Below are 18,062 nucleotides of genomic sequence, written 5' to 3'. Positions count from 1 at the left end.
TTCATTGAGCGGTTTGTTATGATTTCAATAGATGCCTCTTTTCTTCATTGCCTTGTGCCTAAACTGACGCATCATGCACGTCAAGATTATATTATTGTTGAGATGGCACGCGCATTGCCTGAAGTTTTGTCTTATGGCGCACTCACGACGCATTTGCGTATTGCGCATTTTTTAAGCCAATGTGCCCATGAGAGTGATGGCTTTTTTACCCTGCGTGAATATGCCTCAGGGCGTGCTTATGAGGGGCGGCGTGATTTAGGCAATGTTAAGCCTGGGGATGGGGTGCGCTTTAAAGGGCGTGGTTTGATCCAGTTGACGGGGCGGAAGAATTATCAACGCTTTACCCAGTTTTGGTGCTCAGTTGATGAACAAGCGGTTGATTGTGAGGCATTTCCAGAAGTGCTGGAACAGTTTCCAGCAGCGCTTTGGTCGGCTGTTTGGTTTTGGCAGATGAAAGGCTTAAATAAGCTTGCTGACCAAGATGATGTTGTGAGGATTACCAAGGCGATTAATGGGGGCAAGAATGGACTTGTGCAGCGTTTGACTTATTTAAACCGCGCCAAAAAGCTTTTAGGACTTTTATGCGAGGTGGAGACATGAAGCCATCGTATCGGGGGTCTCGACGTTATTTATGGTGGTCCTTTTGGTTTGCTTGGGGGGTTATTTTTTTGCTCGTTTCTGGTGGTTTGTTTGGGGCACCGCATATTGTTGATATGGCGGCGATTTCTATTCCTTCGATGGTGGCGATTATTGTTGGCAATCTGGGGGTGCATCGCGGTTTTGGTTCGTTGGATTTTTCCAATAGGAAGCATTCCCATAAGCGGCATAGCAGTTCCTATGATGGCGGGGAGATAGCGGGGTGGGGGGATAAACACAATGTTTAGCCCACTTTCAAAATTGTCTTTTGGTTTGCTTGTTTTGGCAAGTGTGATGTTAGCGGCTTTTGGCTTTATGAAAGCTGAAATTTTAAAGGCGGAAAGAGCGCGTGATTTGTATTGGCGCTTAGAGATAGCCAAGGCTTCAGCACGCGCACAGCTTGCGCAGGAGCGCCAAAGGCAAGCAGTGTTTGAAGCAGAGCATCAAGCGCAAGGGGTGATTTCGGCTCTGGAACAAAAGCTTATGAAAATGGAGGAGGTCAATGCAGTATTGCCAACTACTGGCTGTGCTATTGGGCTTGAGCGTGTGCGCTTGCTCAACAAGCAAGCCAAGGGATAGTTTTGCTTATCAGTTTTTATCGGTTGAATTGCCGCCTGTTGTTCGCATGGCGTGTAGCCGCCCTGTTTTACTGCCAGAGCATGCTTTGAATGGGCGCGAAGTGGTGCATTATTGGAGCCGTGATCGTGCTGCTTTATTGATCTGCGAACAGCGCAGAGGAGCTGCGGTTAAAGCCATTTTAATGAAGTCAAGGAGGGGTTCGTGAATTTAGATATTAGTGTGGCCAATGGTTGGTTATCGTTGTTGTTATCGATTGTTGCGATTTGTGGGGTTTTGAGAGCCTATTTTTCTTCAGGTGCGCGGGAAATGCTGAAAGATCTCGTTGTGCTTAAAGAGCGTGTACAAAAGTTAGAAACGGAGATGGACTTTTTGCCTGATCGCGATGCGTTGCAAAGATTGGAAGTGAATATGGAGAAATTGAATGGTCGTCTCAACACGCTTTCTGCGCAATTACAACCGGTGGCAGCCATTGGTGAGCGCTTGCAAGAGTTTTTACTGGAGAATGCCAAGAAATGAAAGCAGATATGGATAAAATCATCCGTGAAGAAGCGCGGCTGATTATTTTAAAAGGGCTAGCTTGTGAGCGCAGCGAAACGTTATCGAGTGCGATGATTGAGCGGTTGTTATACAGTTATGGTATCCGGCGGGATGGTGATTTTGTCCGCAATGAATTGGCTTTTATGGAAGATCAAGGGGCTGTTACGTTAAAATGTGTGGGTTCTGTTTTGCTTGCGGCTTTAACGGAACGGGGGGCACGTCATTTAGACCGGAGCTTTTCGATTGAGGGGATTAAGCGGCCTAAACGTTCATCAATAAAAGACGAGGTGAAAGATGCGCAAGGTCGGGCGTGGACGCTTAACGGCGATTGATTTATTGCCGCAAGCTTGTGATCAAATTATTGCAGAGGCGGCTGAGGCTTTAAATGGTCGTGAAAAGACGCAAAAAGCCATTTATGGTGAGTTTAAAGCGGCTTTGAAGGCTTTACAAAAAGAAATGGGTCTCAACTTTTCTATACCCTCCTTTTCCAGTTTTAATCGTTATTCTTTGCGTTTGGCTGTGATGTCAAGGCGCTTGGAGCAAACCCGTGAAATTGCTGCAAGCCTTTCGCAGCGCTTTGATGCCAAAGCTTCTGATAATATTACTTTGTTGACAGCCGCTGCGATTAAAGAGCTTATTTTTTCCACGTTAAGCAGTGGGAAAAACCTTTCGCCAAAAGCGGCACAAGAATTGGCGAATGCGCTTAAAGGGGTTTTGGCTGCTGAACATTTGTCGACCACGAGGCGGCAAAAGTTGGAAAAGGATTTTACAAGCAAGGCAAGCAAAGCGGTTGAGGTGGCAGCGGCAGCAGCGGGGCTCTCAGAAGAGACGGCACGGGCTATTCGTGCGCAGGTGTTGGGGGTAAAAAATGGCTGAACAGCCTCTCTCAAAAAGTCATGTCTTTGATCATCAGAGCGGTTTTGATATTTGGAGGGAAAGCTCTTTTCCGCAAGAGAGGGATCCTTTAGCGGAAGGCATTTTGATGGCGCATCAACGGGCATGGATTGAAGATAAGTCACCATTAAAATTGGTTGAAAAAGGGCGGCGGACCGGCATTACTTTTGCGGAAGCTTTGGATGATACCCTTATTGCGGCGGCAACGCTTGAGGCTGGTGGTGATAATGTTTTTTACATTGGCGACACCAAAGAAAAGGGGCGTGAATTTATTGGCTATGTGAGCAATTTTGCTTCAGCACTTACCAGCAATAGTGGTGATGTGGAGGAATTTTTATTCTCTGATCAAAAAGATGATGGGTCAACAAAATATATCTCTGCTTACCGCGTGCGCTTTGCTTCAGGTTTTCGGATTGAGGCGCTTTCTAGCCGCCCTGAAAATATCCGTGGTCTCCAGGGCATTGTGGTGATTGATGAGGCGGCGTTTCATAAAGATGTGCGCTCTGTTTTGGATGCGGTGAATGCCTTGTTGATTTGGGGAGGCAAGATCCGTGTGATCTCAACACACAATGGTGTGCTTAATCCTTTCAATGAACTGATCCGTGAGGCACGCGCGGGCAAGGTTCCTTTTTCTCTGCATTGTTATCCCTTTGGTGAGGCGGTTAAAAATGGTTTATTTAAACGGGTTTGTGCCATGAAGGGGGAGGTGTGGAGTTTAGCAGCTGAGCAAAAATGGGAAGAGCAAATCCGTGCTTCTTATGGGGTGCGTTTGAGTGCTATGCGCCAAGAATTAGATGCCATACCGGCAGATCAAGAAGGGGCGGCTTTAACACGCTTACAGATTGAAAATTGTTGTGCGCGAGATATTGCGGTGCTGCGTTTTGCTTGTGCGGATGATTTTAAAAATCAATCGGATGATCAACGAAGTCAAGTGGCGTTTGCTTGGTGTGAGGGGCGCTTAAAGCCTCTTCATATTGGGCTTGACCGACGGCGCCAACATGTTTTTGGTGTTGATTTTGCGCGCAGCGGCGATGCAACGTCGATTGTGGTGATGGAAGTGGGGCAAGATTTGGTGCGCCGTGTCCGGTTTATGGTGGAATTGCGCAATACGCCGTTTGATCAACAAAGAGAGATTTTATTTTATGGGGTGAATGGTTTGCCACGTTTGTTGGGGGGCGCGTTAGATGCGCGGGGCAATGGGGCTTATTTAGCGGAAAAAGCAGCGCAGCGTTATGGGGCTTGTGTGAGGGAAGTACAATTGTCGCAAAGTTGGTATGGCAAAGAAATGCCGGCTTATTTGGAAGCTTTTGGTGATGGGTCCATTGTTTTGCCGCGCGATAGTGACATTGTGGCGGATCATCAAGCGCTTGCTTATGTCAATGGCATTGTGAAAATTCCAGACAATCATCGTTTTAAAGGCAGTGACGGTTTTATGCGCCATGGTGATAGCGCGATTGCTTGCGCTTTGGCTTATTTTGCCAGTCGGCAGGCGCCTGAAATTTACGAATATACGCCTGTGAGAGAGGTTTATGGTTTTGATGAAAGCCCACTCTTTTCAACGCCTTTTTTTTCAACGACGAGATCAAAGATATATTGATGGGATGATGAGATGGTAAAACTTTTAGATCAGTGGGGTAGGGCGCTTCATATCAAAGGGTTGGAGCGGGAGGTGGCAAGTCCAAGCATTGGTGGTGTTCGTGATGTATGGTCACAAACCATTGTCAGTGGTTTAACACCTGCGCAACTTGCTGATATTTTGCAGCAGGCAGCGAGGGGGGCGCCTGAACAATTTTTCCAACTTGCTGATGATATGGAAGAGCGTGATTTACATTATCGTGCTGTGCTTGGCATGCGTAAAAATGCTCTCACAGGGGTGGAGCCTGGGGTGATTGCTGCAAGCAACAGTGCACTGGACAAAAAAATTGCCGATGCTGTTCGAGAAATGATTAGTGCACCTACCTTTGTTGATGATTATGTGACGGATTTGTTAGATGCTTTGGGAAAAGGCTATGCGATTGTTGAAACCTTGTGGGACAAGAGTGCCAAAGAATGGTGGCCGGTTGCTTGGAAATGGCGTGATCAGCGGTTTTTTCAATTGGACCGGCGAGATGGCTTTCATTTGCGTTTAAAAGAAGAGGGGTCTTTGTACGGAACAGAGTTGCCTGCTTATAAATTTTCCATTCACAGACCCAAGTTGAAAAGTGGCTTACCTATCCGTACGGGGCTTGCACGGCTTGCGGCTTGGGCATTTTTGTTTAAGTCTTATACCTTAAAAGATTGGATGGCTTTCTTAGAAGTTTACGGCATGCCGTTGCGTGTGGGAAAATATGGGGCAAGCTCTTCTCATGAGGAACGGCGGGTTCTCATGAAGGCTGTGCGTGATTTATCCAGTGATGCGGCAGCGATTATTCCCAAAGAGATGGAGATTGAGTTTATTGAAGCGGCAGGGGGCAGTGGCAATGCGGTTTTTGCCGCAAAGGCGGAATATTTAGATCGACAGATCTCTAAAGGGGTATTGGGGCAAACGATGACGACGGATGATGGGTCGTCCTTTTCACAAGCGCGCATTCATGAAAATGTGCGCCATGATATTGCCAGAGCTGATGCACGGCAATTGGCATTGACGGCCAATCGTGATTTGATCGTGCCTTTTGTTGAGATTAATTTTGGGCGCCAAGAGCGCACTCCCCTTGTCTATTGGCCGATTTCGGAAAATGAAGATATTAAAGCGATTAGTGATGCGCTGGAAAAACTTGTGCCTTTAGGTTTGCGTGTTGGGGCACAAGAAGTACGCAATAAGATTGGCTTTTCGCAACCAAAAAAGGAAGAAGATGTTTTAAAGGCTCCTGATAATGCGCCTGATGATGAGAGGGGACAAGAGGATGATGCGGGGCAACAAAAAGCTCATGTTTGTGCTGATTGTGGGGGTGCTTTTGATGTTTCTGTGACAAGAGAGGGCAAGGGTGGAAAAGAGCATGGTGGGAAATATCACGACGAATTGGACCGACTTTCTGAAGAAGCTTTAAGTGACTGGGAAGAGGATTTAGAACCCCTTTTAGAGCCTTTTAAAAAGCTTGTGAGAGAAGCAAAAAGTTATGAGGATATCCTCAAAGGCTTAGATGAATTGTTAGGCGAGATGGATCATCATGCCTTGGCAGCACGCTTGGCAAAGGTGCAAATGATTGCGCGGGGACTGGGGTATCATGGATGAGGAACTTTTTAAAACAGCACCCAAAGAGGTCACCCGTTATTTTGCAGCCAAAAATATTGTTCCAAGCTTTGATTGGCGGGATATAGCACCAGAAGAACATGCTTTTTCCTTTACGGTGGCAAAATCGGTAGGCTATGACATTTTGGATGATTTTAAGCGAGCGGTTGGAGAAGCCATAAAACATCAAGTTCCTTTTCAAGATTTTCAAAAAAATTTAATGCCGATTTTACAGGAAAAGGGTTGGTGGGGGAAAAAGACTGCTATTGACCCGAAAACGGGTGAAAAGAGCGTGGTGCAATTGGGCAGCCCGCGGCGTTTAGAAACGGTCTATTGGGCTAATACCATGAGTGCCCATGCGGCAGGGGAATGGGAGCGCACACAAAATAATAAAGAATTTTTGCCCTATCTCACCTATGCTTTGTCGAGTTCAGAACATAAGCGTTTAGAACATGAAAGTTGGGTGGGGTTTACGGCACCTGTTGATGATCCGGTTTGGGATTGGCTTTATCCGCCCAATGGCTGGCGATGTAAATGCAGTGTGCGACAGGTAAGCCGTTATGAGGCGGACAATTTAGGCTATGAAGAGGGGGCAGAGCCACTTCATGTTGAAAAGCAGGTTTGGCGCAATAAACGGACGGGGAAAGTTGAGAAGATACCCGTAGGGATTGATCCTGGATGGCATTCTAATCCTGGGAAACATCGCTCACAAAATTTAAGCCGATTTTTGAGTGATAAAGTCTCTGTGATGGGGGACAATGGCAAGCGTATTGCCATTGAAGATATTGTGGGCTCACCACTTTTGGAAGCCATGTTTGAAGGACGCATGTCTCGTGGATTTATTCCCATAGCCCCGATGTTACAAAAGGTGGGTGATGTTTTTGGTGGGGACAATTCTCTTATTCGCTTATCTTCAGACAGCGTAAAACATATTTTGTTAGAGCATCAAGCGCGGTCTCTTCACTTGGAGGATTTTCGAGGCGCCATTCAAACACTTATCCGCCCCCATGGAATTATCAGGCGAAAAGGTGTACCGAGCGTTGTGTTTTTGGGTGAAAATGATGGGGTATGGTGGCGCTTAGCGGTTAAATTTGTGGCAAGCAAACAAGAATGGTGGTTGACCTCCATGCATAAAAAGAGCTTTCGCGAAATTCAACGTTTGTTAAACGCGGCTGAAAAAAAGGGCGAGAGGTTGTTGTAAAGAGAATACCGTAAAGCTCTGTTGGTGTTTGTGAAAAGAGAAGGCGTGGAGGGCGGTCAACTCCTCGCAGATCCGGCAAAGCCGTCCTGGTATAACTGGCTCACGCCTCGTGGGTAATCTAACAGTTTAAAAGTTTAAAAGCAATCTTAAAAAAACGCTTTGAGAAAACCATGTTGGCTTTTGTGAAGAGAGTCAATGCGTGAGAAAATAAGAAGGCGTGGAGGGCGGTCAACTCCTCGCAGATCCGGTAAAACCGTCCTGGTATAACTGGCTCACGCCTCGCGGGTAATCTAACAGTTTCAACGTTTAAAAGCAATCTTTTAAAAAAATGGTGCTCTATCGCCAGTGTCTTTGAAAACAATTTTATAAGAGTGTTTGACTTTTATTAAGAGTGTTTGAGACTGGGGGTGTTTTCTTTAAAAGGGAAAAGAAGAATGAACGGTTGTTGTAAAGAGAACACCGGAAAGACCTGTTGGCTTTTGTGAAATGAGAAGGCGTGGAGGGCGGTCAACTCCTCGCAGATCCGGCAAAGCCGTCCTGGCAAAACTGGCTCACGCCTTATCTCCAATGATATAATGTTTTTAAGCCAAAAAGCAATCTTTAAAAAAACGCGCCTTGAGAGAGGCTTTTTTGTATGGAGTGATAATTTGTACCTCTAACTTCACAACGGCGCTCTATCGCCTTTGAAGTGCCTTTGAAAACGATTTTATGGGATGGTTTAGCACGGGGGTTTCTCTCACAAGGAGAATAATAGGGAAAAGAGTGCTTTTTTGAGAAATGCTCTTTTGACTGACAGTGTCAGACTTATAGTGGGAGTAAGTTTCATGCATTGTATTGCCAATGACAATTGTAAAGCAATAGGCAATGTATGGAACAGGAATTTCACGAAGATCAAGAAGATGGGGATGCAGAAACATTTTATGCCGCGTTCATAGATCTTTGCCCAGACGTTTTATGCCAAGATATTTTATGCCAAGACGCCACCGTTAGCCAAGCGCCGGAATGGGTCGAGTTGTTGCCTAAAGCGCCCCATGTGAAGGCGCGTGATGGACGGGAATGGCATTATGACCCACAAAGGATTTTAAAGGCTTTTGCAGCCAATAAAGGACCGCTTGTGATTGATTATGAGCATGGGCAACATCACCGAGCGAGGAACGGCTTGGAAGCGCCGGCTAGTGGCTGGATTGAAGAACTCGCAGAGCGGGATGGTGCGATTTGGGGTCGGGTTAAATGGACCGATATGGCAGCTAAAAAGATTATTGCCCGAGAGTATCGCTATCTTTCCCCTGAGTTTCGTCATTCTAAAAATGGTGAGATTTTAAGTTTGGCAGGGGCAGGGTTGGTGAACCGTCCTGCCCTTGTGATGACGGCTTTAAGCCGTGAATACCCTTTAACACCCCCTTTGATACCCCTTGTGGTGTCCCCAACAACCTTGACGGAGAAAATGATGGATTTAACAGCCATTGCCAGTGCTTTGGAGCTGGCAGAAGATGCAAAACCTGCAGAAATTTTAGCAAGCATTGCAGCACGCGAAAAAGAACGGGTGGAATTAAATACCCAATTAACAAAAGCGCGAGAAGATTTAGCACTTTTGCGGGAAGAGCAAAAAAAGGCGACGATTGAGAGTCTTTTAGACAAAGCGATTGAAGAGGGCAAGATTTTGCCTGCTGCACGTGAAGAATATTGTGCCCTTTGTACCCTTGAAGGGGGCGTGGAGCATTTTAAAAGTTTGATAGAAAAATTGCCGGCGCTTGCCTCAACAAGCCCTTTAGAAGTGTGTGCCTTGGTGCAAGAAGCAAAGCTTGCGCCAGAAGAGGTTGCGCTTGCGGCACGCCATTATCAACAAGAGCAGAAAGCACAAGGCTTCGACATCACCATTAGCCAAGCAGTTGATTATATTAGCGAGCAAAAGGAGCGCCAATTATGAGTACGACAATTTTGATGAAATCTTTTCGCGCTGGAGATGTGATCTCGCCTTATTGCATTGTTGCAGCCCGCACTGAGGGAATGGTGGCAACGGCTACTGGTAAGGGTGATAAATTATTAGGCACTGCCGGCTCTTGTGAAGCCAAGGCTGGTGAGATGATTGATGTTGCTCAATGCGGTTGGGGCGAAGTGGTTTGTGGAGGCAATGTTTCCTTTGGTGATTTTTTAACCTCTGACCCCAAAGGGCACGCCATAAAGGCAGAAGCAGCAGATCGCACCATTGGCATTGCCATGAGTGATGGCTCTGCTGGTGATGTTATTTCTTTTAAAATTAATTAATCGAGGCTTAAAATGAACAGACCTTTTCCCATTGATCCAACACTCACTGCTATTGCTATTGGTTATCGCAATCCAGCAGGTTCTCTTATTGGCGATAAAGTTTTGCCACGCGTTTCTGTTTTAAGTGAGGTGTTTAAATATAGTGAATTTCCTTTAGCGGAAAATTTTACGGTGCCTGAACTTGAGGTTGGGCGAAAAGGGCGCCCGAATGTGGTGGAATTTTCTGCCTTTGAACGGGAAGCCAGTGTCAAAGATTATGGACTTGATGATCTTATCCCCAATTCAGATATTGAAGCAGCGGCACGCGCCAGGGCTGAGCGACGCTCTCGTTATAACCCCGAAAAGACAGCCGTGGAAGGACTTGCCAATTTGCTAGAATTGGGGCGTGAAGTGCGTGTTGCAGCCCTTGTGCAAAGAAGTGAAAATTACGCACCAGAGCGCGTGATAACGCTCAAAGGTGAGAATAAATTCAGTGATTATGAGAAATCTGATCCTTATGCCACTTTAGATGAGGCGATGGATAAAGCTCTCGTCTATACGCCCAACACCATTGTGATGGGTAAAGTTGTTTGGTCAAAACTCAAACGCCATCCCAAAATCATTAAAGCCGTTAAAGGAGGTGGCACTGCTGATGGTTTTGTCACCAAGGCGCAATTTGCTGATCTGATGGAAATACACCCCGATCGTTTACTCATTGGTGAATCGCAAGTGAATTTGGCCCGCAAAGGGCGTTCAGCGCAATTGGCACGCGTTTGGGGCAATAAGATTGCACTGCTTTATATTGACCCCACCAAACAACAGGCTGATGGTTCGGTCATCAGTTGGGGCTTTAGTGCCCAATTGGGTGAACGTTTGTCTGGAGTGATCATTGATCCAGATATCGGCTTATCAGGCGGTAAACGGGTGCGTGTGGGGGAACGTGTGTGTGAATTGGTCGCCGCAAAAGATGCCGGCGTTTTGTTGCAAGACGTTGTTTAAGGAAAAGACTTAATGGCTTATGCAAGCAAAACATTGATTGAAGAGCTCTGGGGTGATGACTTCTTGGATGACTTATGTGGGATGGATGAGAATTCTGATCCAGTTTTTTCAGAGCAAGCCATTGCCCGCGCTCTAAACCAAGCAAGCGGTGAGATTGATGTGCATTTGTCTCATCGCTACGTGGTCCCGATTTCTGGACAGCCGGCGGCTCTCAGCATGATTTGTGTCAATATTGCTGTTTATAATTTAGCCATACGCCATACGGCACTGACCACGACCATTGAAGATCGTTACAAACAGGCGGTTGAACTTTTGAAACGCATTGCGGAAGGCAAAGCGGGTTTAGGGGTCGATGAACCTAAAATTATGAGCGAAGATGGTCCCGTGCGTGATGGGGCTTTTTTCCATGCCAAACCGCGTTTGATGGGAAGGTAACATGTCTGTTTCAACCCATATTGAGATTAAAGAGAGCGGGCTTGAAGCGGCTTTATCCTTTTTACAAAAGAGGGCTCATGCCCCGATGGGAACTTTGGCACAAGGGGTTGGTCGTCTCATTCAAGAGAGTACTAGACGGCGGATTCAAAGTGAAAAAATGTCTGCCCAAGAAGAGAAGTGGAAAAACAACCATGCCCGTACCTCTATTCTTTTTGCCAGTGGGGCGCTCTCACGCTCCATTGATATGAAAGCTTCACCAGAAAAGGTGATGGTGGGGAGTGGGTTGGTTTATGCGCGGATTCATCAATTGGGTGGGGTTATTCGCCCCAAAAATGGCAAGACATTGCGCTTTTTTCTGAAAAGCAGCAAAGCACAGCGTTTTGTTTGTGTGCCTCAAGTGACTATGCCGGCACGCCCTTATTTAGGGCTTTCAGAGCAAAATAAAGTGGAAATTGTCAAAGCGGCAGAGGATTGGTTGGAAAGGGTCTTTTTATGAGTCAAACGATCACACAAGCAGGGCGTATTAATGCCTTTCGTGAGGCGGTGATAAAGAGCCTTAAAAGGGCTTTGCCGGATGTGCGCGATTGCGGCTGTCAATTTGGACGCTTTAATTTAGAAGAACTGGAAACACAAATGCTTGTGGCACCAGCTGTGCGTGTTGCGGTTTTAGAAAGTCGCTTAACTTCTGTGGCTTCTGGGCAGCAGAGTGCTGATCTTCATTTAGGGGCTTTTATTATCACCACGGGTAAAGAGCGGGATGTTTCCAGTTGGCTTTTAGCAGAAGCCATTGCGGTGCTTTGTCATAGCGGGCAATTGTGGGGGCTAACGCATTTGAGTGCCCCGCGGGATGTCGAGATCGAACCGATTATCTCTGCGGCGATTAAGCAGCGTGGTGTATCGATAAGCGTGGTGGAATGGCACCAAGATTTGCATCAGTTGGGACAGGATATTTTTTGTGATGAAGGACAACTCAAAGCTGGTTTGATCTCATGTGATGATGAGGTGGAGGCATGAATGATGCGCACCTTTTGAGTGACACTTTGCGGCAAATGATGAAGCGTCTTGATGCGCTTGAACGCTGTCTTGCCAACCAGCACATGATTGGGCGGGTTGCAGAAGTTGATGGTCATAGGGTGCGGGTAAAACTTTCCGAACAGGGTTCCAATGGACAAGCGGTTTTATCGCCTTGGCTACAAGCGCAAGAAGCTTCTGGTGCTGTTTCAAGCAATATGCCCCTCCATGTTGGTGATCCGGTGCGCTTGTTAAATCCCCATGGCGAAATTGGTTCTGCCTCTCTGGTGGTGCGCGATAGTTATAGTGAGGATGCACCTAATTGCGCACGCTCTTTCCAAGAATTTGCTCTGTGTTATGCGGGTGGTGCTTTGCGTATCACGAAGGATGAGCTTATTCTTTCCCATGGGGAAAACCAAATTCATTTGAGTAGCCAAGGTTTGGTGCTTTCTCATCAATCAACCCGTGTTGCATTAACGGGCAGTGTGCAGATTCAAGCAGAAGATTTACAGCACAATCAAAAATCGGTTGGCGCAAGCCACAAACACGGTGGGGTCAAAATGGGTCCCTCCACAACCTCTAGTCCTCTTTAAAGGAGTTTTTATCATGCGTGAGAATACTTATGTTATTTTAACCAATGCAGACTTTGTTGCAGGTAAGCGTTCACCGGGCAAAGGTGAAGAAATTTGTTTAAGTGAGGAAGCGGCTAAATATCCCTTGCTGCTTGGTCAGATTGCTGAAAAACCAGCCCCTGTTGTTTCTGCGCCCCCAACTGTTTCTACCACAAAGACAAGCAAAGGGGCTTAAAGCATGCGGTGCGGGATGAGCGAAAAGGACGGCTCTCTTTTATATGGCTTTGCGCATTGCCAACAGTCACTGCGTAAATGTCTGACGACAAGAATTGGGACACGGGTTTTGCGTCGTCATTATGGGTGCGATGTTGGAGCATTCCAAGACGCCAATGCTGATCCTGCGACGATGATGCAGCTTTATCAAGCAATTGTTGAAGCACTCGATGATCCAGAGTGTGGAGAGCCCGGGTTTTCGTTGCAGAGGATTGATCTGACAAAAGCAACGCGTGAAGGCACATTCCATTTTGTTTTAACGGGTGTTTTTTATCCCGATGGGCATTTGGGCGATTGGTCACACAAAGAGCCAATGAGCATCAATTTAGAGGTTGGTGATGACAGAGTTTGAACCTTTACCACTCCCACAACTCCCTCTGCCACAAATTATTGAAGAGCTTTCTGTTGAAGCCATTTTAGAGCAAAAGATCACGCGTTTGACTGAGCTTTTTGCAGCGCATCATATTCCGTATAATGTGGAAAAGACGGCTTATGATCCGGTAGTCATTCAATTACAAGCGGCCGCTTATGAAGAGTTGCTATTGCGCCAGCGGATGAATGAAGTGGCGCGGGATAATTTACTCACATTTGCCCGTGGAACAAGTTTAGATCATTTGGGGGATTTTCACGGGGTCACGCGCCTTTTGGATGAAGATGATGAGCGGTTTCGCCGCCGTATTCGCTTAAATAGACAAGGACATTCCACAGGGGGCACAGCACCACGGTATCAATATTTTGCTCTCTCAAGTGATATCCATGTCAAAGATGCTTTTGTTTATCGTGAGGGTAAAAGCCCGCTTATTCATGTTGCGCTTTTTAGTGACGCCCCTTCAGGGGTGGCTGATGAGGCTTTAATTGCCAAGGTACAAGCAGCCCTTGATTGCCCCCATGTTAAAATGACCAATGACCACATCTTTGTGAAAAGCGCGGTGCAGCGGATGATCGATATTTCTGCTGATTTTTGGTTGTTACCGGATGAAGGCTCCTTTGTTTTGGAAAGAGCGGAGCAGAATTTAAGAGTAGAATGGGCGCGAGCGCAAAGGCTTGGGCGTGATCTCTCAATAAGTTGGATACTAAGCCGCCTGATGGTTGAAGGCGTTCACCATGTGAACATAACGCACCCTTGTGAGGATATTTTGGTCGCACCGGATGAAGCCGTCGCACTAGGGGATATTGTCTTGTCTGAACGGGGGCGCGCTTATTGATGCTTTCCTCACTTTTACCCCCGAATTCGAGCTTGTTTGAACGTTGTTTTGCCGAAGCAATGGCTCTTGACCCCCACGTAAAAACGGCACTCGAAGAAATACCCCGCGCGAAATTTATCACGCGTCCGCCTTCTTGGTTGCCCTTTTTAATAGACGAATATGGCTTACAAGAATTAAACCCTTATTTCTCTAACCTTTATGATTTAATTGATCAAGGGCTTGCATGGCAGAGGATACGTGGCTCCCTTGCGGCAATAGAGATGGGTTTGAGATGGTTAGAGATTTCAGCACGCTTTCAACCCGCCTGGACGGGGCGCGCATGGTGGAATTCCTTTCAACTTGATTTTGATCAGTTGCCTGAACGCAAAAGCCTTGAAGCTATAGAAGCGATTACCGACCTTTCCAAAAGTTTGCGCTCTGATTTTCGCCGTGGGACCTATGGTTATGATGTGCAAGCCATGGAAGCCAATATGTCACGCCTTGATGACAGCATGTTGGATTCTGAGAGCGGTGTTCGCTTAACAGCTGGGGGCACGTTGTTTTCCTTTGGGCGCACAACAGAGATAGAGTGCGTTCTCTTAAAAGAAGAAGGCAAACTCATTGGCAATTGGATAGATGATGGGGATGAAGAGTTAAGCTGGAACCAAATCGATTATCCATGGGACATGGCAAATTTTCCGTGGTGTTCGGTCAAAAAACATGAACGCGATATGCTCATGGCAGAATGGTTTCATGGTCGCACGCTTTATCTCGTGTTAAGAGACACCCAAAATGCCGTGATTGGGTATCAAAAATGCTATGCTGTAGCGCCTGTCGAACAAGCTTTAGATGGTGTGTACAGCCATTGTGGTAACAGATTTAACCCTTCCCCAACAGGCACCTTGTTGTTTCTAGCTGCACGAACAGATTTTCACGATGTTGACGGCAAACAAGCAGCCTTTGTTTCCATTCTCGTTCACGGCATTCCCAAACAAGATATCCCTCTTGATATCCCTTTGGGCAAGCTTTGGTTGGAGACTGATGAACTGAATGGTGGTGTGGAGATACTCAAAACGCCCATTAACATTCCTTTGCGTGCCGATGTTCGCGAACAATTCAAGATTTTATTGAGGTTTTAATATGAAGCATGAAAGTGGTTTACCCTTTGCAATTGACAGATCTCGCGGCAAAGAGGAACAACAAAGCGTTGTCTTTTATGGACAGCGTCCCTTTATTCAAGGGGGTGAACTGAATGAAGTTCAAACCATTATAAGGGGACGGCATGACCGCTTGGGACGTCTTGTAGCACAAGAAGGAGACCGCGTGGAACGGGCTGATGCTTTTGTCAATAAAGAAACAAGGACCGTCACTTTAACGGATGGCAAGATCTATATCGCAGGCGATATTTTTCCGGTCTCTGAAGCTGTACTCAATAATGTTGCCATGATTGGACGTTTGGAAATTGGTGTGAAGCTGCAAAAAAAATGGATAACCCATGAGGATGATCCAGAGCTGTTGGGGCAAGTCCCTGGCACCTTGGCAGAAGGAGAGCCTGGTGCCGCACGCGAAACAGCAAAGCTTGTTTGGGCACTGAAAGAAGATACACAGCAAGGCACTTTCTTTCCGGTTTATATTTTACAAGATGGTGTTCTGATTGATCAAAAATCCCCCTCATTGCTTGAACCCGCCATGCAAGCTATTGCGACGTATGACAGAGCCCATGGGCATTATATCGTGAGTGGCTGCCGTGTAAGCGCTTTAGGAGCAAACAACGGTTGCCAAGTCTTTAGTATTCAAGAAGGGGAAGCCAATATCAATGGCTTTAAACGCAAGCGTCTAGCCGCCTTGCGCCATGAAGAGGTGGAGGATTTTTCGACAAGCGTTGTTCCAAGCGAAACGCATATTTTTGCGCCCCCAAAAGGGAAAACAAGTTTTACCTTTAAACCCTATTATTTTCCTATTGCTGATATTCAGTCTCTTTTGTTGACAAAAGAAAAAACTGTTAATGTCACCCGTGGTGCGGTTGCCGCAGGGCGTGATGGTGTTCCCGATAAAAGCATCACCGCGTTTATTAAGGTCGTTCAAGGAAGCAAGGAATTTAAAGAAGGCACAGATTTTAAAAAAACCGGAGACACCATTGATTGGGCACCCGTAGGAGACGAACCTTTAGCGGGAAGTAGCTATAAGGTGACTTATCGCTATCGTGCAAAAATCACGGCTGATAAGGTAACAGCAAAGGAAATCACCGTCTCAGGGGGGGCGCAAGGTGGGGATATTATCGTCAGTTACACTTACAAATTGCCCCGCATTGACCGTATAGGACTGAACACAGGGGGTAATGTGGTTTACATCAAAGGTATATCAGTAGACCACCCTATGGCACCCAGTGTCCCTGATGATGTGTTATCCCTTGCAACGATCACCAACAATTGGCTTGAAACGCCGGTTGTGGTCAATGATGGCACACGGGTTGCCCCCTATGATGAGATGTGGCGCTATTTTCAACGGGTGCTTTCCCTTGACCGGTTGATGCAGTTAGAGCGCATTAAAAGCAATGTTGACTCTAAAGAACCTGTTGCCAAAAAAGGCATGTTTGCAGATCCCTTTCTTGATGATCATTACAGAGATGAAGGCTTTCAACAAACGGGCGCTGTAGGCAATGGTATTTTGCAGCTTGCTATTGATCCAACATTCTATACTGCTCCTTTAAAAGCGCCTGTTACGCTTGACTGGACAAATGAAGTGATCATTGCGCAGGAATTGACAACGGCTTGCGAAAAAATCAATCCTTATCAAAATTTTGCACCCCTGCCTGGTACAGTAACCCTTGAACCCGCGACAGACTTCTGGCATGAACAGCGCACCGATTGGCTCTCTGGTGTCACCAATCAGATCATTATGGGCAGGAACCGTGGCAGAACTATCCGTAACACAGAAGTGCGTGATGATCTCATCAATGAGACTCAAGAGCAAATCGATTTTTTGAGACAAATTACCCTTCACTTTAAAATTGAAGGTTTTGGTAGTAGAGAAATCTTGGAAAGTCTTACCTTTGATGGTGTGAATGTCTTGCCAGCGAGCCGCCTTGTTGCCGATAGCAAGGGCACCCTTGAGGGCACTTTTAAGATTCCACAAAACATCACCGCTGGCACAAAAAATGTTGTGGCACGGGGAAAAGGTGGAACCATTGCAACGGGGCTTTTTACCGGTCAAGGTGTGATTGATGTGAAAGTGATGCGGCGCACCACCACTGTGAAGATATGGACGCAAGTGGACCCACAAGCGCAAGTTTTTACCCCCGATGAAACACGGCAAATCACAGGAATTGACTTTCATCTTTGCAAAATCGGCAATGAGAACCATGATCTGGTGATTGATTTGGTGACAACCGAAAATGGCTATCCGACCGCCGATATTCAAGCGCAAAGCTTTTATTCTATGAAGGGCGCAAAGAGAGGGTGGGCAGAGGCACGCTATGATGTGCCACTGTTAGTTCCCGATGACCGCTTAACGGCTTTCGTTATCAAGACAGATGATGCTGATCATTCCGTCTCTTTAGCAAAGCTTGGGGATTTTGATGCAGAACACCAGAGATACGTCTCAAGCCACCCTTACGTGACCGGTCCACGCTTTTCTTCTGTCAATGCGCAAAGCTGGACCGCCCATCAAGATGAGGCCTTAGCCTTTCGTGTGCTAGCTGCACGCTACACACAAACAGAAAAAACCATTGATCTTGGCACTTTTGATCTTGTGGACTGCTCTGATTTGCAAATCCGCGCAGCCATTGAATTGCCTTCAAGTGCGTGTTCTGTCATCTTTGAAATTGAACGAAACAACGGCACGGTTTATCAACTCCTTCCCTTTCAATTGCTCAGTCTTACTGAATATATCAGTGAAAAGGTAAAGCTTCGCGCCATTCTCAAAGGCACAGAAAAGCTCTCACCCGTCTTGTTTGCGCCTGTTCAATTAATTGCGGGGAAGATTCATAAGGAAGCCACTTATGTCACCCGTGCTTTTGCCTTTGGCGAAAAGGCAAGGTTGACCAGTTATATCAAAACATTTTTACCGGGCGGTGCAACCTTTACACTCGAGATGCAACTGGATGATGGTGCTTTCACCCCTTTGAAATTAGAGGAAACAGAACAACTCGCTGAACCGCTTTGGACAGAACGCAAATTTGTGAGCAGCGACAAAGGAGCCAAACAAGCGCGCTTGAAATTGACCCTTACCGGTGGACCAGCAGCACGGTCCATGGTGAGTGATTTTGGCGCCGGCATATTATGAGGGGA

The 18,062-nt window shown here is 46.5% G+C and carries 22 protein-coding genes; all 22 read left to right on the top strand.

Going from position 1 to position 18,062, the window contains the following annotated elements:
* Positions 1 to 18 precede the first annotated feature (18 nt).
* The 22 genes from PVV66_RS02825 to PVV66_RS02720 all read left to right on the top strand — a co-directional run bounded on the left by PVV66_RS02825 (position 19) and on the right by PVV66_RS02720 (position 18,057).
* Positions 19 to 600 carry a peptidoglycan-binding protein gene (locus tag PVV66_RS02825; RefSeq protein ID WP_273718832.1) on the top strand — a complete coding sequence of 194 codons (582 nt, stop codon included), beginning with the start codon at positions 19 to 21 and terminating at the stop codon, positions 598 to 600.
* Positions 597 to 884: a hypothetical protein gene (locus tag PVV66_RS02820; protein ID WP_273718831.1), complete on the top strand. Its 288-nt coding sequence runs from the start codon at positions 597 to 599 to the stop codon at positions 882 to 884. Before PVV66_RS02825 ends, PVV66_RS02820 begins: the two co-directional genes overlap by 4 nt.
* A complete protein-coding gene (locus PVV66_RS02815) occupies positions 877 to 1,215 on the top strand; it encodes a hypothetical protein (protein ID WP_273718830.1) in 339 nt (112 codons plus the stop codon). The genes PVV66_RS02820 and PVV66_RS02815 overlap by 8 nt, the downstream gene beginning before the upstream one ends.
* The gene (locus PVV66_RS02810; RefSeq protein WP_273718829.1) at positions 1,181 to 1,420 is read left to right on the top strand and encodes a hypothetical protein; all 240 of its coding nucleotides are present in this window, start codon (positions 1,181 to 1,183) and stop codon (positions 1,418 to 1,420) included. Before PVV66_RS02815 ends, PVV66_RS02810 begins: the two co-directional genes overlap by 35 nt.
* The gene (locus PVV66_RS02805; RefSeq protein ID WP_273718828.1) at positions 1,417 to 1,731 is read left to right on the top strand and encodes a DUF2730 family protein; all 315 of its coding nucleotides are present in this window, start codon (positions 1,417 to 1,419) and stop codon (positions 1,729 to 1,731) included. Before PVV66_RS02810 ends, PVV66_RS02805 begins: the two co-directional genes overlap by 4 nt.
* A complete protein-coding gene (locus PVV66_RS02800) occupies positions 1,728 to 2,084 on the top strand; it encodes a hypothetical protein (protein ID WP_012231816.1) in 357 nt (118 codons plus the stop codon). The genes PVV66_RS02805 and PVV66_RS02800 overlap by 4 nt, the downstream gene beginning before the upstream one ends.
* Positions 2,047 to 2,628, top strand: a complete 582-nt coding sequence (locus PVV66_RS02795) for a phage protein Gp27 family protein (protein ID WP_273718827.1) — start codon at positions 2,047 to 2,049, stop codon at positions 2,626 to 2,628. Before PVV66_RS02800 ends, PVV66_RS02795 begins: the two co-directional genes overlap by 38 nt.
* Positions 2,621 to 4,243: a hypothetical protein gene (locus tag PVV66_RS02790; RefSeq protein WP_273718826.1), complete on the top strand. Its 1,623-nt coding sequence runs from the start codon at positions 2,621 to 2,623 to the stop codon at positions 4,241 to 4,243. The genes PVV66_RS02795 and PVV66_RS02790 overlap by 8 nt, the downstream gene beginning before the upstream one ends.
* 12 nt (positions 4,244 to 4,255) lie before the next feature.
* Positions 4,256 to 5,857, top strand: coding sequence for a DUF935 domain-containing protein (locus PVV66_RS02785; protein ID WP_273718825.1), 1,602 nt, complete (start codon positions 4,256 to 4,258; stop codon positions 5,855 to 5,857).
* The gene (locus PVV66_RS02780) at positions 5,850 to 7,055 is read left to right on the top strand and encodes a phage minor head protein (RefSeq protein ID WP_273718823.1); all 1,206 of its coding nucleotides are present in this window, start codon (positions 5,850 to 5,852) and stop codon (positions 7,053 to 7,055) included. The genes PVV66_RS02785 and PVV66_RS02780 overlap by 8 nt, the downstream gene beginning before the upstream one ends.
* Before the next feature lie 868 nt (positions 7,056 to 7,923).
* The gene (locus tag PVV66_RS02775) at positions 7,924 to 8,982 is read left to right on the top strand and encodes a phage protease (RefSeq protein WP_273718821.1); all 1,059 of its coding nucleotides are present in this window, start codon (positions 7,924 to 7,926) and stop codon (positions 8,980 to 8,982) included.
* On the top strand, positions 8,979 to 9,320 hold the full coding sequence (locus PVV66_RS02770; protein WP_273718819.1) for a hypothetical protein: 342 nt from the start codon (positions 8,979 to 8,981) through the stop codon (positions 9,318 to 9,320). Before PVV66_RS02775 ends, PVV66_RS02770 begins: the two co-directional genes overlap by 4 nt.
* A 12-nt stretch (positions 9,321 to 9,332) precedes the next feature.
* Positions 9,333 to 10,298, top strand: a complete 966-nt coding sequence (locus PVV66_RS02765; protein WP_273718817.1) for a capsid protein — start codon at positions 9,333 to 9,335, stop codon at positions 10,296 to 10,298.
* Between the two features lie 12 nt (positions 10,299 to 10,310).
* Positions 10,311 to 10,733 carry a gp436 family protein gene (locus PVV66_RS02760; protein WP_273718815.1) on the top strand — a complete coding sequence of 141 codons (423 nt, stop codon included), beginning with the start codon at positions 10,311 to 10,313 and terminating at the stop codon, positions 10,731 to 10,733.
* A gap of 1 nt (position 10,734) precedes the next feature.
* Entirely contained in the window at positions 10,735 to 11,229 is a 495-nt protein-coding gene (locus PVV66_RS02755; RefSeq protein ID WP_273718813.1) for a phage virion morphogenesis protein, read from the top strand.
* Entirely contained in the window at positions 11,226 to 11,747 is a 522-nt protein-coding gene (locus PVV66_RS02750) for a hypothetical protein (protein ID WP_273718811.1), read from the top strand. Before PVV66_RS02755 ends, PVV66_RS02750 begins: the two co-directional genes overlap by 4 nt.
* Positions 11,744 to 12,337: a baseplate assembly protein gene (locus PVV66_RS02745; RefSeq protein WP_273718809.1), complete on the top strand. Its 594-nt coding sequence runs from the start codon at positions 11,744 to 11,746 to the stop codon at positions 12,335 to 12,337. Before PVV66_RS02750 ends, PVV66_RS02745 begins: the two co-directional genes overlap by 4 nt.
* Positions 12,338 to 12,350: 13 nt before the next feature.
* Positions 12,351 to 12,551: a hypothetical protein gene (locus PVV66_RS02740; protein ID WP_015856807.1), complete on the top strand. Its 201-nt coding sequence runs from the start codon at positions 12,351 to 12,353 to the stop codon at positions 12,549 to 12,551.
* A gap of 3 nt (positions 12,552 to 12,554) precedes the next feature.
* Positions 12,555 to 12,941, top strand: coding sequence for a GPW/gp25 family protein (locus PVV66_RS02735; protein WP_273718804.1), 387 nt, complete (start codon positions 12,555 to 12,557; stop codon positions 12,939 to 12,941).
* Positions 12,928 to 13,794, top strand: coding sequence for a baseplate J/gp47 family protein (locus tag PVV66_RS02730; protein WP_273718803.1), 867 nt, complete (start codon positions 12,928 to 12,930; stop codon positions 13,792 to 13,794). The genes PVV66_RS02735 and PVV66_RS02730 overlap by 14 nt, the downstream gene beginning before the upstream one ends.
* Complete coding sequence (locus PVV66_RS02725) at positions 13,794 to 14,912, top strand: phage tail protein (RefSeq protein ID WP_273718802.1); 1,119 nt, start codon at positions 13,794 to 13,796, stop codon at positions 14,910 to 14,912. The genes PVV66_RS02730 and PVV66_RS02725 overlap by 1 nt, the downstream gene beginning before the upstream one ends.
* A 1-nt stretch (position 14,913) precedes the next feature.
* Positions 14,914 to 18,057, top strand: coding sequence for a DUF4815 domain-containing protein (locus PVV66_RS02720; protein WP_273718801.1), 3,144 nt, complete (start codon positions 14,914 to 14,916; stop codon positions 18,055 to 18,057).
* Positions 18,058 to 18,062 lie beyond the last annotated feature (5 nt).

Source organism: Bartonella sp. AU16XJBT, from assembly GCF_028618665.1.
Classification (GTDB): domain Bacteria; phylum Pseudomonadota; class Alphaproteobacteria; order Rhizobiales; family Rhizobiaceae; genus Bartonella.
The sequence above is the reverse complement of the archived record's forward strand: the minus strand, read 5'-3'. Positions and strand labels throughout refer to the sequence as shown.